Annotated in this window: 15 protein-coding genes; 1 reads left to right on the top strand and 14 read right to left on the bottom strand. The window is 32.9% G+C overall.

The features are described from left to right. Nucleotides 1–3 precede the first annotated feature (3 nt). The 10 genes from FOD82_RS03045 to murB all read right to left on the bottom strand — a co-directional run bounded on the left by FOD82_RS03045 (nt 4) and on the right by murB (nt 12103). Complete coding sequence (locus tag FOD82_RS03045; RefSeq protein ID WP_144355023.1) at nt 4–2052, bottom strand: HTH domain-containing protein; 2049 nt, start codon at nt 2050–2052, stop codon at nt 4–6. 89 nt (nt 2053–2141) lie between these two features. Then, nucleotides 2142–3953, bottom strand: coding sequence for a glutamine--fructose-6-phosphate transaminase (isomerizing) (glmS, locus tag FOD82_RS03040; RefSeq protein ID WP_144355022.1), 1812 nt, complete (start codon nt 3951–3953; stop codon nt 2142–2144). Between the two features lie 183 nt (nt 3954–4136). Continuing rightward, nucleotides 4137–5489, bottom strand: coding sequence for a phosphoglucosamine mutase (glmM, locus tag FOD82_RS03035; protein WP_144355021.1), 1353 nt, complete (start codon nt 5487–5489; stop codon nt 4137–4139). Between the two features lie 37 nt (nt 5490–5526). After that, the gene (locus FOD82_RS03030) at nt 5527–6495 is read right to left on the bottom strand and encodes a CdaR family protein (protein WP_347337946.1); all 969 of its coding nucleotides are present in this window, start codon (nt 6493–6495) and stop codon (nt 5527–5529) included. Then, nucleotides 6492–7334, bottom strand: coding sequence for a diadenylate cyclase CdaA (gene cdaA / locus FOD82_RS03025; protein ID WP_144355019.1), 843 nt, complete (start codon nt 7332–7334; stop codon nt 6492–6494). The genes FOD82_RS03030 and cdaA overlap by 4 nt, the downstream gene beginning before the upstream one ends. A 41-nt stretch (nt 7335–7375) precedes the next feature. Further along, nucleotides 7376–8449 (bottom strand): ABC transporter substrate-binding protein, encoded by a 1074-nt coding sequence (locus FOD82_RS03020; RefSeq protein ID WP_144355018.1) that lies wholly within the window; start codon nt 8447–8449, stop codon nt 7376–7378. Then, nucleotides 8446–9246 (bottom strand): ABC transporter permease, encoded by an 801-nt coding sequence (locus FOD82_RS03015; RefSeq protein ID WP_144355017.1) that lies wholly within the window; start codon nt 9244–9246, stop codon nt 8446–8448. The genes FOD82_RS03020 and FOD82_RS03015 overlap by 4 nt, the downstream gene beginning before the upstream one ends. After that, nucleotides 9243–10055, bottom strand: coding sequence for an ABC transporter permease (locus FOD82_RS03010; protein ID WP_144355016.1), 813 nt, complete (start codon nt 10053–10055; stop codon nt 9243–9245). The genes FOD82_RS03015 and FOD82_RS03010 overlap by 4 nt, the downstream gene beginning before the upstream one ends. Beyond that, complete coding sequence (locus FOD82_RS03005) at nt 10055–11146, bottom strand: ABC transporter ATP-binding protein (RefSeq protein WP_144355015.1); 1092 nt, start codon at nt 11144–11146, stop codon at nt 10055–10057. The genes FOD82_RS03010 and FOD82_RS03005 overlap by 1 nt, the downstream gene beginning before the upstream one ends. Nucleotides 11147–11200: 54 nt before the next feature. Further along, nucleotides 11201–12103, bottom strand: coding sequence for a UDP-N-acetylmuramate dehydrogenase (murB, locus tag FOD82_RS03000; RefSeq protein WP_144355014.1), 903 nt, complete (start codon nt 12101–12103; stop codon nt 11201–11203). A 76-nt stretch (nt 12104–12179) separates the two neighbouring features. Here murB and FOD82_RS02995 point away from each other — a divergent pair, with 76 nt between their 5' ends. Then, nucleotides 12180–12713: a 3'-5' exonuclease gene (locus FOD82_RS02995; RefSeq protein ID WP_144355013.1), complete on the top strand. Its 534-nt coding sequence runs from the start codon at nt 12180–12182 to the stop codon at nt 12711–12713. A 50-nt stretch (nt 12714–12763) separates the two neighbouring features. Here the strand turns inward: FOD82_RS02995 and FOD82_RS02990 are convergent, their stop codons facing one another. The 4 genes from FOD82_RS02990 to FOD82_RS02975 all read right to left on the bottom strand — a co-directional run bounded on the left by FOD82_RS02990 (nt 12764) and on the right by FOD82_RS02975 (nt 15483). Continuing rightward, nucleotides 12764–13231: a DNA starvation/stationary phase protection protein gene (locus FOD82_RS02990; RefSeq protein ID WP_144355012.1), complete on the bottom strand. Its 468-nt coding sequence runs from the start codon at nt 13229–13231 to the stop codon at nt 12764–12766. 77 nt (nt 13232–13308) lie between these two features. Next, on the bottom strand, nt 13309–13785 hold the full coding sequence (gene tsaE, locus FOD82_RS02985) for a tRNA (adenosine(37)-N6)-threonylcarbamoyltransferase complex ATPase subunit type 1 TsaE (protein ID WP_144355011.1): 477 nt from the start codon (nt 13783–13785) through the stop codon (nt 13309–13311). Between the two features lies 1 nt (nt 13786). Continuing rightward, nucleotides 13787–14773: a phosphate acetyltransferase gene (gene pta / locus FOD82_RS02980; RefSeq protein WP_144355010.1), complete on the bottom strand. Its 987-nt coding sequence runs from the start codon at nt 14771–14773 to the stop codon at nt 13787–13789. A gap of 14 nt (nt 14774–14787) precedes the next feature. Continuing rightward, nucleotides 14788–15483: a uracil-DNA glycosylase gene (locus FOD82_RS02975; RefSeq protein ID WP_144355009.1), complete on the bottom strand. Its 696-nt coding sequence runs from the start codon at nt 15481–15483 to the stop codon at nt 14788–14790. Nucleotides 15484–15549 lie beyond the last annotated feature (66 nt).

Below are 15549 nucleotides of genomic sequence, written 5' to 3'. Positions count from 1 at the left end.
CACTTAAATTTTATTATTTAGTTCATATAAATATTGTGCCGAAACTGCATCTTTGATTTCTGCTTGATTTCCCTCAGTAAACAATTGTAAATTTTCATCATTCATAATGATCATACTTGAAATCATACTCATGACTTCCTGTTCCAAAGATGACATTTTAGCGGGTCCTAACATTAATAAGACTCTTTTAACCTGAATTTCAGCATGATCCATCGATTTCATCGTTAACTTATTATCCAAATCAAAAAGTAAGAATGTGCATTTTTTAACATGTTTATCACTTGTATGTAAAAGTGCTAACTGACTATTAGGAATCCCTACTGGAGCTAATCTTATTCGTTTTAAGATCTTTTTAGCAATTGGTTGCTGACGTCTAATCACCCCTTTAGTATGGGCCAAACATTCTTGAACCACTGCAATTAAATCCGTAGAATTATTTTTTAGCTTAGTAACTTTAATATTATTCACTAATTCTGTACAAAATAAAGTTCCAATTGAAATTTTCACTAGTTTTTCCGTTGAATGGGTAAAGTCTTGCTTCTTTCTTTTATTTTCTACGATTGGAAATTTTCGTTCATATTCTTTCAAATAGTTCTTTATTCGATTAATTTCATCGTTTAACAAAAGCGGACTTACTAATAAGTACTTTCTAGAAAATCCCTTTAATTCTAGCGTGGACAGAATCAAATCATATTTTTGTAAATTTTCATTGGCTAAATCTGCTACTTTGCTCAAATCAATATTTTTAATTTCAGGTAATTCTTGTTTTAATCGTGCTCGTAAAATTGCAGACGTACCAATACCATTCTCACAAATAACCAAAGCATTAATTTGTTGGTTATTTTTTGCACTAGTATATTCATTTGCAAAATACAGCAATAACAATTGCATTTCAGACTTTGTAATTTTATTTTCAATAAATTCTTTGTTCCATGCATTTTCAATTGCTATATATAATTTTTTGAATTTTTTACTTAAACCTACCAAGGTCTCGATTTTAGTATTCGGCAAAGATACTACTTGATGATTTATTAAACTCATTATATGGTGATTAAGTCGTTTGATAAAATTTGGATTTTTTTGAAAGTTCCAATGCACCTGCTCAGAAACAATTTCTACAAATTTTTTAACTTTAATTGAAGTTGTAATCTTATAATCACTATCATAAGAAAAATCAATTTGAGTGTTATCACATGCCATAATTTTATTAGCCAAGTAGATAATATCAGTTTGTTCAATATTTAAATCAGTTTTAGCAGCAAATTTTGCCATAAATTTAAATACTAATCCCTGATACTTGAGCGAATCAACAGTTGGCTTAATATTTTCAATTGAAAAACCTTGTTTAATTCGCATAATTGAAACCACAAATGACAATATCAATTCTATAATCTGATGATCAGAATCTAAACTAATACTAGGAAAAACAGTTTCTTCTAGTAAATTTTTAACTGTTAAAAGAAGATTTTTAGGAAATAATTGTAAAAAGAAATTATTAGCCATTCTTTCGGTTTTACTTAAATAATGAAAAAAATCATAATCATTAATTTCATTTAACAGAATTCCTACTAAAACTTGTCTTCTTTGGCTTTCTAAGCTCTTTATAGCTACTCCAACACCTGGTTTTCGTAAGAGTGTAATTTTATATTCGTTAAGAATTCCTTCTATAGTATTAAGATCATTTTGAATAGTTGCTTCACTTACCTGAAGATCCATTGCTAAATTAATTATTTTTTGAGGCTGATCAGCTAACAAGAGTTTACTAACTAGAGCATTTTTTCTTTGTTCAATATCTAAAATCACTTGGCTTTTTGTAGTTTTAAGTAAAGTTTGCAGCTTCTTTAGTGATTTTTTATCTCCCACTAAAGTATAATTTCGCTTTTTACTTGCTAATTCTAATTTTTCTTGAGCTAAAATTGGTCTAAGTTCATTAAATTCTCGATAGACTGTCCTTCTGCTAATATTTGCTCTTTTTTCAATTTCTTTTACACTTACTTCCCGATTTGTTAAAAATAGTAAAAGAATATCTTTTTGTCTTTGTGTAAGTATCATAACTATAACTCCATAAAACCGTTTTCTTCAATTATACAAAAAAGAAGGCAGGTCTTTAAACCTACCTTCTTAAAAAGATATATTATTAATTATTCAACAGTTACACTCTTAGCCAAGTTACGAGGCTTATCAACGTCTAAGCCTTTATCTTTTGAAGCGTAATATGCCAAAAGTTGGGTTGGAACAACGCTCAAAAGTGGTGATAAGAAGTAGTCAATATTTGGTAATACCAAAGTATCGCCTTCTTTTGCTAAATCTTTAGCTACAATAGTAATTACACTAGCACCACGAGAAGCAACTTCTTGAATATTTCCACGAGTAAGATCTGCTGTTATTGGATCATTAATTAAAGCAATAACTGGAGTTCCCTTTTCAATAAGAGAAATAGTTCCGTGCTTAAGTTCTGCCGCAGCAAAACCTTCAGTTTGAATATATGATACTTCTTTAAGCTTAAGTGCACCTTCAAGAGCAACAGCATGATCAATTCCACGACCAATGTAGAAAGCATTTCTTGATGGTACCAAGTATTTATCAGCTAATTCTTTAATTTTTTCTTTACCGTCAACAATTTGTTGCATACCTTCAGCAGCAAGTGCTAAATCTTCTTTTACTGTAAAGTTTCTAGCATTTGGATTTGCTAAGTTTTCACCGATTGCTTTTGCCAAAATAGCTTGAAGAGCAACTTGTGCAGTATAAGCCTTGGTTGAAGCAACAGCAATTTCTGGACCAGCTTCTAAAAGCATAGTGTAGGTAGCTTCACGTGATAAAGTTGAACCTTCAACATTTGTCATAGTAAGTGAAGGAATGCCTCTCTTGTTAGCTTCTTTTAAAACAACGCGTGAGTCAGCAGTTTCACCAGATTGTGATAAGAAAATAAAGAAAGGATTCTTACTCATCATTGGGAAGTGGTAACCTGCTTCACTAGCATATCCAACTTCAGTAGGAATACCAGTAAATTCTTCAAACAATGCCTTACCTACAAGACCTGCATGGTAACTTGTACCTGCAGCAAAAATGTAAAGACGGTCTGCTTTAGACATTGCATCTACAATGTCCTTATCAACAATTGGGTGACCATCCTTATCTAAATAATCTTGTGACAAGTGACGCATAACACCTGGTTGTTCATCAATCTCTTTAAGCATGTAGAATTCATAAGCACCTTTTGAGGCAGCATTAGGATCAATATTTAAGACATGTGGTTCACGAGTTTGTTTTTCACCGTCAACATTTTCAATAGTGTATGAATCCTTAGTAATATCACCTACATCACCATCTTGAAGATCAACAAAAGTCTTAGTTTGGTCTAAAACAGAAATTGCATCTGAAGCAATAATATTAAAACCATCCCCAAGTCCAAGCATCATTGGTGATTTGTTCTTTGCAATAAATACATGATCTGGTTCAGTATTATCAATCAATAAAAATGCATAAGAACCCTTAACAAGCTTTAAGGCTTCTTTAAATGCAGAAAAACCATCTAAGTTTTTATCACGAGCAATCTTGCTAATAAGTTGGACAACAACTTCAGTATCAGTATCTGAATTGAATTTTACACCTTGGAGATACTTTTCTTTTAGTTCAGTGTAATTTTCAATAACACCATTGTGAACTAAGTAAAAGCGCTTAGTTTCATCAAAATGAGGGTGAGCATTGTCAACAGTTGGTTGCCCATGAGTAGCCCAACGAGTATGACCAATACCTACTACACCTTGCTCCTCAGGAGTAAGTTTTTCTTTTAAGTTTGAAATACGACCAACAGCCTTAGTTAAATATTCATGACCATTCAAATCATTTAAGTAAATACCAGCTGAATCGTAACCACGATATTCAAGATTGGTTAAGCCGTTTAAAATAATATCTCTAGCTGGTTTGCCAACAACACCAACAATTCCGCACATAATTTTTCTCCTTTGGTCTAGCGCAATTCATACGAATGGACTAGTTAATATTTATTGTTACAAGTGCAATCATAGCTCTTTTTATAAAATCGGTCAAGAATAAACTTCTAAAATTGGTCTATTATTTTAACATGAAAAAATAGATTCAGAAAAAATCTGAATCTATTACTTAATATAACCTAATTATTTGCCCATTTCTTCTTTTACAACCTTAACAATACGATCAACATATGCATCAGTTTCTTCTTGAGTTGGACCTTCTGCCATTACACGAAGCAAGTCTTGAGTACCGGATGGACGAACTAATACTCGACCATCTCCCCCCATATCATCTTCGACTTCTTTAATAACATTAAGAATTGCTTGATGCTCTTTCCAACTCTTTTTGTCCTTTACTGGAACATTGACTAAACATTGTGGGTATTCTTTAAAGTCTTCTAACAATTCTGATAAACTCTTACCGGTCTTCTTCATAACTAGCATTAAGTGGAGTCCAGTAAGCATTCCATCACCAGTATTATGATAATCAGTCATAATAACATGTCCTGATTGTTCACCACCTAAGTTGTAACCGTTAGCGCGCATTTCTTCTGAAACATAACGGTCACCAACTTGAGTACGAACATTTTTGAGACCTTTTCTTTCAAGGGCTTTAGTAAAACCTAAATTACTCATAACAGTAGTTACGATAGTATTTTTCTTAAGACGACCATGGTCTGCAAGATAAGTACCAATTACATACATAATATGGTCACCGTCAACTTCATTACCATTTTCATCAACGGCAATACAACGATCTGCATCCCCATCAAAAGCTAAGCCAAGTTGGGCACCTTGCTTAACTACTTCTTCTTGCAATCTCTTAGTATGAGTTGCACCAACATGATCATTAATGTTTAAACCATTAGGGTGAGTAGCAATAGTAGTAAAGTCTACGCCACAGTCAGCAAATAATCTAGAAATGAGGTCACTTGCTGCACCATTAGCACCATCAATAACTACTTTAATACCACTTAAATCTTCTGGAATAGTATTTTTAATGAATTGCAAGTACTTAGAGCTACCTTCTTGGAAATCAGTTACTACACCTAACCCTTCTGCAGATGGTCTTGGCAAAATATCTTCTTCAGCATCAATTAATTTTTCAATTTCTTCTTCCATCGCATCTGAAAGCTTTAATCCGTCGCTACCAAAGAACTTAATACCATTATCTTCTACAGGATTATGAGAAGCTGAAATTTGTATACCTGCATCAGCACCTTGAGCACGCACCAAATAAGAAAGACCTGGAGTAGAAATCACACCAACTTCAAGAACTTCAATCCCTACTGAAAGAAGACCTGAAATCAATGCATATTCAAGCATTTGACCAGAAATACGAGTATCACGAGATACTAATACTTTAGCTTGTTCTCCATTATCTTTTTCCTTAGTTAATACGTAACCTCCATCACGACCTAATTTAAAAGCCATTTCAGGGGTTAAACCTTTATTAGCTTCTCCACGTACACCATCAGTTCCAAAATACTTTAACATTTAAAAATAACCTCTCTTTAAAATAACTTTTCTATTTTTATTTTGCAGTTGACGCATCTTTTACCTTAATTTGAACTATCACGCCACTTGGATCTGATCGCACTACTCCAGCTGGTAATTTGATCGGAACTGCCTTAGTTGTTGAAGAATCTACATTATGCAAATCAACAGCAACTTTCAAACGATTAATTTTTGCCAATTTTTCTTTATCACCAAATAAAGTTACTTCGTCACTTCTTGCGGTAACGGAATAAACTTTATTACTTTCTTCATTCTTGGAGTCTAAATCAATCTTTACTTTCTTGCTAGCAATTGAAATAGGAACTGTCACCTTTGCAGTTGACGGTTGAATAACAACATTCAATTGATGACCTCGTTTATCCAAGGCTTGCAAAATTACTTGGCGTTCATAATCATGGTCAATATTATTAGGTAAGTCAGCTTTTGCAACTATTTGATCAATTTGATTGACCTCTGCATTTGCTCCTGTTACTTCAACTTTTTGTGGATTTACAGAAGTCTTACCAACTTTATAACCATTTGCCACAGCATTTTTATTATACTCTATTTGAACAGGCATAGTAGTTGATTTTCTTTTTTCAATATCAATATTTACAGTTTTAGGATTAACTGAATATGACAATTGATTGCTTAAACCACTAATCTGAACCTTAACAGTATGCTTACCGATTTTTTTATGGGTTAAATCAATATAAGCACGAAAATTCTGTGTATTAACAGCTGAGGTAACTAAGGCATTAGAACCTTCCAAAGTTACACTTACCTTTTCAGGATAGCCTACCACATAATACTTATCAGTATCAACTGAAACTTGTAGAGGAATCTTTACAGTTTGAGTTTCACTAGCGGTTTGCTGAGTGACCTTATTTTCTCCTTGAGTTAAAAATCCAGGTTGGGTAGAGTCAATATAAACTACAATTAAAATAGCAATAAGTAATGACACAACTTTTAAGACCCAGGGTCTACTCCAAAAATCCTTTTTCACTTGCCTGCACCCCATTTCCAGATTTTATTAAATAGTCGTTGATACCAACGATTATCTTTTTCTTTCTTGGGTACAAGTTCCGCAGTTAAATACTTCATATATTCTTCTCGTGTCATATCTAAAAGCAGGCGTCCATTCCGAGTAATAGTTACTCCACCAGTTTCTTCAGATACAACGATAGTAATAGCATCTGTTACCTCTGAAATTCCTACAGCTGCCCGGTGACGAGTGCCTAAACGTTTAGGAATCATTGTACTATCTGATAAAGGCAAGTAAGCAGCTGCAACTGCAATACGATTTTTATTAATAATTACAGCACCATCATGCAAAGGAGTATTAGGAATAAATATATTAATCAATAATTCTCCTGTTACATCGGCATCAAGTTTAATTCCAGTTTCAATATAATCATCAAGACCAGTTTCTTGCTGAATTGTAATCAAAGCCCCAATTCTACGCTTAGACATATACTGAATTGCCTTATCAAGCTCATTAATAAACTTAACCGATTCATCATGAGCATTTCCTTCTCTGCCACCAAAAAGCGGAGTGCGACCCAGCTTTTCCAATCCACGTCTAATTTCAGGCTGAAAAATCACAATAATTCCGACAACTGACCAAGATACTATTTGATCGACAATATAAGTCAGTGCATTCAAATGCAATAAGCCGGCAACAATTCTTACAATAAAAATAAAGACAATTCCTTTAGCAAGTTGAACAGCTTTAGTACCCTTAATAAGCATTATCAAACGATATACTAGATACCAAATAATCAAAATATCTAAAATAACTGCTAAATTATTCCAAGTAAGAACATTTGATAGGTTAAAATTCATAGCTTCTCCTTTCTAGCTATTAATTATACCTAACTTCTTTATTAACGAGCATACATTTTAAATTCTAAGAATAAATCATTATACTCTTGAGTTTTTTTAGTACCTAAATCTTTAAATACTTGTAAATGATTTAATGTATTTCGATTGGGGTAAAATTGTCTATCATCACGTACTTTTTCAGGTAATAATTTTTGTGCTGCTATATTTGGAGTCGCATACCCCACATATTCAGCATTCTTAGCCGCATTTTTAGGCTCCAACATATAATTAATAAATTTATATGCTGCTTCTTTATTCTTTGCAGTTTTAGGAATTACAAAATTATCAAACCATAAGTTAGATCCCTCACTTGGCACTACATAATGCAGGTGAGGATTTTGCTCCATCATTTCGTGAGCTTCTCCAGACCATGTTACCCCAACGGCTGCCTCATTTTGTACTAAATACATTTTCATTTCATCTGAAATAATTGCTTTAATATTAGGACCTAAAGCATCTAGCTTAGTTTGAGCCAAATGCAATTTTAAGCTACTAGTTGTATTCATTGAATATCCCAATGAGGCTAACGCCATTCCCATAGCATCCCTTGCCGAATCAACTAATAAAATCTGATGACGATACTTTTTATTCCATAAATTGTTCCAAGTTTTAATAGTCCCTCTTTTAACAAACTTGTCGTTGTATACAATTCCTAAAGTTCCCCAAAAATAAGGTACTGAGTAATCATTATTTTGATCAAATGATTTATGCAAAAAGCTCTTTCCAATATATTTCATATTTGAAATTTTTTTAGTATTAATTTTAGCAAGCAACTTAGCTTTTCGCATTTTAGTCACCATATATTCTGATGGAATTGTTAAATCATATGCAGTTCCACCTTGTTTGATTTTAGTATACATAGCTTCATTGGAATCAAAAGTTTCATAAACCACATGATATCCATACTTTTTTTCAAACTTTTTAATTAGAGTTGGATCTATATAATCACCCCAATTATAAATTATTAGATTTTGCTTTTTAGTTTTGATAGCAGGCTGATCGAGCTTTACTGCTGCATATCCTAACCCCATGCAAGCAAGTAAAATTGCAGTAATAATCCACAATACTTTTTTCATTTAATCAACCCTCCAATCTTTCTGCGTGTTTTTTGTTTAGTCAAAAAATAATATATTCCTACTAAAACTAAAACAAATAAAAACATAACTGTACTCAAAGCATTAATTTCTAAATCAATTCCTTGTCTTGCTCGTGAATATATTTCAACAGAAAGAGTTGAAAAACCATTTCCGGTTACAAAAAATGTAACTGCAAAATCATCTAAAGAATACGTTAGCGCCATAAATAATCCAGAAAAAATCCCCGGCATTAATACAGGCAGCATTACTCTACTAAAAACTTGATAAGAATTAGCTCCCAAATCTCGTGCAGCATCAATTAAAGAAAAATCCATTTCTTCTAATCGTGGCAAAACCATTAAAACCACAATAGGTATTGAAAACGCAATATGACTAAGCAAGACGGAGCCAAAATTCAGACCAAAGCCTAAAGCAGTAAAAAATATTAAAAAACTCGCCCCTATAATTACATCAGGAGAAACCATTAACACATTATTCAAACTTAACAAAGTTTTCTTTTGAGATTTTTTTCTTGCCATGGCTATTGCAAATGCACCCATTGTACCAATAATAGTAGCAATCAAACTTGACAACAGCGCTAAAAGAATCGTTTCTAAAAAGATAGCTAGCAAACGATTATCTTGAAAAAGAGTCTGATAATGCTGCCAAGTAAATTTGCCAAACTTATTCATATTTTTTCCACTAGAAAAAGAAAAATATATAAGATAAAAAATTGGCACATAAAGAATAATTAAAGTAAGAGTTAAATATATTTTTCCTATAACGTTTTTTCTCATAAATTAACCCTCTTTTTCTTTCGTTTGCTTCCTGTTAAGAGCATAACAATTATCATTAAAATAATTAAGATAACCCCGATAGTTGCTCCCATATTCCAATTCATTGTTGTCATAAAATACTCTTCAATTGCTGTTCCCAATGTAATTACGCGATTACCGCCAATCAACCTTGTAAGCATAAATAAAGACAAAGATGGAATAAAAATAGCTTGGACTCCACTTTCCACACCTGGCTTAGAAAGGGGCCAAAGTACATAATAGAAAGTCTGAAAATGAGAAGCCCCTAAATCTTCAGAAGCTTGAATAACTGCTGGATTAATTTCTTTGATTGCATTATAAATTGGTAAAATCATAAATGGAATTTCAATATAAGTTGCAACAAAAATAAAAGCAAAATCTGTAAACAAGAGATTTACTGGTCCAATTCCAAATAAATGTAAAAATTTATTTACTAATCCATCATTACCCAAGATTCCAATAAAAGCATAAGCTTTAAGTAAGAGATTAATCCATGTAGGTAAAATGATTAATAACAGCCATAGTTGTTGATTTTTTACCTTAGTTAAAAAATAAGCTGCTGGATATGAAATTACTAAAGTTAACAATGTAATCAAAAAAGCATACCAAAATGAATTAAACATCATCCTTAAAAAGGTACCATTTTTAAAAAATTGTACAAAATTATTTAAAGTAAAGTGATTATTACTATCTGTTAAGGCATACCAGGCAATTAATAAAATTGGCAAAATTACAAAAAGCAAAATCCACAAATAATACGGAATAAGAAACAGTGCTTTTTTATTTTTCACTAATTTTCTCCTCCCTCATAACTTTCTAGTCTTGCATCAAACTCGGCTTGACTTTCATGCATCCTCATAACATGAATATCTTCTGGATCAAAATAAAGTCCAATTCTTTTACCTATTTTCACACCATTAGTAGATTGGATAAGCCATTCATTCTCATCCATATCAACCGCTTTAATTTCAAAATGATCTCCTAAAAATAATTGGCTAAGTGAAGTAACAACAAGCTTGCCTTTTTCTGGAGTAGTAATATCAAGATCCTCTGGTCGAATTACTACTTCTACTTTTTCATTCGCTTTGATACCAGCATCAGCACATTCAAACTTTTTACCAGCAAATTCTACTTCATAATCTTTAATCATTCGTCCTGGTAAAATATTAGAATCACCAATAAAACGAGCTACAAAATCATTAATTGGTTCATCATAAATATCTACGGGTGTACCACTCTGCTGAATTTTTCCATCATTTAGCACAAAAATTTCATCACTCATTGAAAGAGCTTCTTCTTGATCATGAGTAACAAAAATAAAAGTAATCCCTAACTTTTTTTGCATAGCACGCAATTCAAATTGCATTTCTTTTCTTAATCGTTTATCCAATGCAGATAAAGATTCATCTAAAAGTAAAACCTTGGGTTCATTAACAATTGCTCTTGCAATGGCAACACGTTGCTGCTGACCACCTGATAGTTCTGAAATTTCACGATTGGCATAGCCATCAAGACGTACCATTTTTAAAGCTGCTTTAACTGCCGGTTTAATTTTATTCATGGCTTCTTTTTTTATCTTTAATCCAAAAGCCACATTTTCAAAAACATTTAAATGCGGAAATAACGCATAATTTTGAAACACTGTATTTACAGGCCTTTTTGCAGGATCCATATCTGTGATATTTTTCCCATCTAATAAAACTTCTCCTTCAGTTGGCTGACTAAAACCAGCTATTATCCGTAAAATAGTAGATTTTCCTGAACCACTTGGTCCTAAGAGCGAATAAAATTTTCCAGATTCAATTTTTAAATTAATATTTTTTAACGCTATAAACCCATCATCATAACGCTTATTTATATTTTTCAATTCAATAAGTGCCATTTTTTTCTCCATACATAAAAATAGCTACAAGCCTAAATAGCCTGTAGCTTGTCATTAATTTTCTTTATTATTACCGATAATTCTTACTTCTGTATGCAAATCTATGTCAAACTTTTCTTTAATTGTTTTTTGAATCAAATGGATTAAATCAAGATAATCAGTTGCAGTGGCGCCACCTTTATTAACGATAAAGCCAGCATGTTTAGTTGAATCCTGTGCTCCACCGATTTGTTTTCCTTGAAGACCTGCTTCAATAATCATTGGTCCTACAAAGTGACCTTTAGGACGCTTAAACACACTGCCGCAAGATGGATATTCTAAAGGTTGTTTATAACGACGCAAAGCATTCAAATATTCCATTTCATCTAAGATTTTACTCTTTTTACCTGGTTTTAATTTAAAAGTAGCTTGCAAAACAATTTCATCATTTTCTTGAATTAAGGAATGACGGTAAGAAAATTGCATTTCTTCATTTGAATATGACTTCATCTCTCCATTTGGAGTAATGACTTCAACTTTTTCAACTACTTCGCGCATTTCACCGCCATAGGCACCAGCATTCATGAAAACGCCGCCTCCAATGCTACCTGGAATTCCTGCCGCAAATTCCATTCCGCTCAAACCTGCACGTGCTGCAGTAAAAGCAGTATCAATGATTTTTGCACCAGCTTCAGCCACAACTTCTTCGCCATTAACCATAATTTTATTCATTTTGGTTAAAATAATTACTAAACCATCAATTCCACCATCACGAATAATTAAATTTGATGCATTTCCAATCACCGTTAATGGAATTTTGTTTTCTTTAGCAACTTTAAGTAGTTTCTTTAATTCATCAATATTTGTAGGAAAAGCTAAAAATTCAGCTGGTCCACCAGTCTTAGTAAATGTATATTTGCTAAGCGGAATTTGTTCTTGAATATCAATTCCGTCTTTTTTTAAATCAAGTAATTTCAAAAATAGACCCTCCCTCATTCTTCCTATATATTTTACCTCATTAATTATGCTAAAATCTTCTTTAGAGGAGATTTTTATGAATTTTATTGCAATGGATTTTGAAACTGCGAATCGTTACCCTGAAAGTGCTTGTTCACTCGCTTTAGTAATGGTTAGAGATAATAAGATTGTTGATCGTTTTTACACGGTAATTAATCCTCAAATGCCATTTGATGCACGTAATATTAAAATTCATGATATTACTGCTGATGATGTTAAAGATGCCCCTACAATGGCAGAAGTCTGGTCAAAAATCAAAGACTTATATCAGCCAGGAATGTTAGTAGCAGCGCATAATGCTCGCTTTGATACAAATGTAATGAAGAAGTCATTAGCGCGTTATGGAATTGACGAACCCCATTACCTAGTTATAGATACCTTGAAAACTAGTAAAACTTTTGAACCCAATTTAACTAATCATAAATTGGATACTGTTTCAAATGCCCTTGGTGTTAAACTCTGGCATCATCATAATGCATTAAGCGATAGCGAAGCATGTGCTGGAATATTAATTAAGCAGAACCAAAAATTTGGAAATGAAGCTATTAAAAATTTAATTTATCAATTATAAAAAATGATTCGGTACATAAGTATCGAATCATTTTTTATAATCAATTTATTTTATTCGCCTTCGCCAGGACGTTGACCAATTTCTGCTGCTAAAATCCAAATCCGCTTTTCAATAGCAGTATGGAATTCAATCAACATATCATTAGTTGAGTCATCGCCTTCATCGGCACTAATTTTGATTCCCTTTTCATAATCATCACGAAGTTGCTTATATGCGTTTAAAATCAATTGAATTCTTTCATCCATTGGCATATCCCAACTACCTGCTTGATCTGGAATCTTAGTTAATCCCAAAACTTCTTCATAAGTAGAAATTGGACTACCATTGATTTCAATCAATCTTTCTGCAACTGTGTCTTGCTGATTGGCTAATTCTTCCATCACATGGTCCAAATAAAAGTGAATCTTAATAAAACGATGTCCCAACATATACCAATGGTGTTGGTGAACAACCATGTGAGCTTGAGTTAAGTCTGCAACAAGTTGATTCAAAATTTCTTCAGTTTTTGGATACTTCATAAATAACCTCCTATTTATAAACCGTTTACATCACTATTGTAATCCAATCTATGCCTAAGAGGAAAAGATTACACTTATTAATTATGAAATTCCTTTAGTGTATCTTGAAGCCATTCTTCACTTCTTTTACCTTTTACATTAAATTCTACTTCACGCTTTGTAGAATTCCAACTATCATCCACACGAGTAATCACAAGTTGCAAATAATCATCAGGTAAATCGTGCATAATCAATTGTGGCCATTCAATAACAACTAATCCAGGTTCAGCTAAATAACTATTTAAATCAATTGAAGACAAGTCATCATTTTCCAAGCGATAAAAATCCATATGAAAAAGTGGCATCTTTCCTTCACGATATTCTCTGACAATTGTAAAAGTAGGACTTTTAACAGGACGCCTAATCCCTAACTCACGTCCCAAACCTTGAGTCATTGTAGTTTTTCCAGCACCTAAATCTCCATTAAGCAAAAGCAAATCATGAGGCTTAGCAGTTTTTGCTAAACTACTGCCTAATTTTTGCATTTCTTGTGCAGAATTAATTTCCAATTTCATCTTATTCATCCTTTGCAAGTACTTGAGCAGCTGTCAAAATACCCATTAAATAAACATCTTCACTGCTTGCTCCACGTGATAAATCATTAATTGGAGCAGCTAATCCCTCAAGTACTGGACCTACTGCACTGAAGTTTCCAAGTCGTTGGGCGATCTTATACCCAATATTTCCTGATTGAAGCTCTGGAAAAATGAATACATTCGCATGTCCAGCAACTTTAGAATTAGGAGCCTTACTTTTAGCAACACTTGGCACAAATGCCGCATCAAACTGTAACTCTCCATCTGCTGGAATGTCAGAGTGAGAATCTTGAAACTTTCTAGTTGCTTCTTGAACTTTAGTAACCATATCTCCTGAAGCTGAACCCTTAGTAGAAAAACTTAAAAAAGCAACTTTAGGATCTAATTCTGCCATCTTAGCTACTTTAGCTGCCTGATAACCAATTTCTGCTAAAGTATCACTATCAGGATCAATATTCATAGCACAGTCTGAAAAAATGTAACGTTCATCTTCACGTTCCATAATCATTACTCCACTTACTCGGTGCATCCCCTTAGCTGTTTTCACAATTTGTAAAGCAGGTCTAACAGTATCAGCCGTTGAATGAGCTGCTCCTGATACCATTCCATCTGCTATTTCCATCTTAACAAGCATCGTGCCAAAGTAAGTCGTGGTTTTAAGCATTTTCTTTGCTTCGTCTAAAGTATTTTTACCGTGACGAATTTCTACGAACTTTTCACACATTTCTTCAAAATCTGGATAAGTTTCTGGATCAATAATTTTAATATCAGTTAATTTAAAACCATTTTCTTTTGCAATTTCGTGAATTTTTTCTTTATTTCCAAGTAAAATAATCTCTACTAAACCTTCAGCTTCTAAGCGAGTTGCTGCGTCTAAGATTCTAATATCTTCTCCTTCTGGAAAAACCAATCTTGGTTTTACTTTAGCTTTTTTTACTTGTTCCTTAAATAATTCAAATACACTCATTTGTGATCCTTTCTTTATGCTAAATCTTTATTAGTTACTGTTTCTGGTAATTGCCAGTCTATTGGATTTTTCCCCCAATTTTCAAGTGCTTTATTACAACGTGAAAATGGACGAGAGCCAAAGAATCCTCTATCAGCTGAAAATGGGCTTGGGTGCGATGACTTAATGATAAAATTTTTACTTTCATCAATCAAAGGGATTTTATTTTGAGCAAATTTACCCCAAAGAATAAAAACTACATGCCCTCTATTGCTTAATGCCTTGATTGCTGCATCACTAATTGCTTCCCAGCCTTTACCTTGATGACCGTTTGCATGGCCATAAGGAACTGTTAAAACTGCATTTAAGAGTAACACACCTTGATCAGCCCATTTTTTTAAATAACCATGGTTAACAGGTCTAGCTCCTACATCATCATAGAGCTCTTTATAGATATTTCTTAATGATGGAGGTAAAGTTATTCCAGGCATTACCGAAAAGCTCATTCCATTTGCTTGTCCTGGATTATGATATGGATCTTGTCCTAATATTACAACCTTCGTTTTAGAAAAAGGTGTTAATTTAAATGCTGTAAAAATATGATACATATCAGGGAAAATTTGCTTCGTTGAATATTCTTCTTTTAAGAAGTTATGCAAATTACGATATTCTTCACTTTCAAAGACTGGACTCAATATTTTATCCCAATCATTGCCAATTAATTTTTTCACCTAATACCGACCTCTTTTCTATTCTGTATCTATGGTATCATTGATTTAAGAATTATTGGGAGGTAT

Origin of the sequence: Lactobacillus sp. LL6, from assembly GCF_007570935.1 — a bacterium.
Classification (GTDB): Bacteria; Bacillota; Bacilli; order Lactobacillales; family Lactobacillaceae; genus Lactobacillus.
Note: the sequence above shows the minus strand (reverse complement) of the source record. Positions and strands in the feature narration are given on the sequence as shown.

Excerpts from the sequence above, each read along its gene's own strand:
- cdaA (WP_144355019.1), bottom strand. The coding sequence starts at position 7,334 with ATGAATTTTAACCTATCAAATGTTCTTACTTGGAATAATTTAGCAGTT.
- FOD82_RS02990 (WP_144355012.1), bottom strand. The coding sequence starts at position 13,231 with ATGAAGTATCCAAAAACTGAAGAAATTTTGAATCAACTTGTTGCAGAC.
- FOD82_RS02995 (WP_144355013.1), top strand. The coding sequence starts at position 12,180 with ATGAATTTTATTGCAATGGATTTTGAAACTGCGAATCGTTACCCTGAA.
- glmS (WP_144355022.1), bottom strand. The coding sequence starts at position 3,953 with ATGTGCGGAATTGTTGGTGTTGTTGGCAAACCAGCTAGAGATATTATT.
- FOD82_RS03015 (WP_144355017.1), bottom strand. The coding sequence starts at position 9,246 with ATGAGAAAAAACGTTATAGGAAAAATATATTTAACTCTTACTTTAATT.
- FOD82_RS03045 (WP_144355023.1), bottom strand. The coding sequence starts at position 2,052 with ATGATACTTACACAAAGACAAAAAGATATTCTTTTACTATTTTTAACA.
- glmM (WP_144355021.1), bottom strand. The coding sequence starts at position 5,489 with ATGTTAAAGTATTTTGGAACTGATGGTGTACGTGGAGAAGCTAATAAA.
- tsaE (WP_144355011.1), bottom strand. The coding sequence starts at position 13,785 with ATGAAATTGGAAATTAATTCTGCACAAGAAATGCAAAAATTAGGCAGT.
- pta (WP_144355010.1), bottom strand. The coding sequence starts at position 14,773 with ATGAGTGTATTTGAATTATTTAAGGAACAAGTAAAAAAAGCTAAAGTA.
- FOD82_RS03020 (WP_144355018.1), bottom strand. The coding sequence starts at position 8,449 with ATGAAAAAAGTATTGTGGATTATTACTGCAATTTTACTTGCTTGCATG.
- FOD82_RS03005 (WP_144355015.1), bottom strand. The coding sequence starts at position 11,146 with ATGGCACTTATTGAATTGAAAAATATAAATAAGCGTTATGATGATGGG.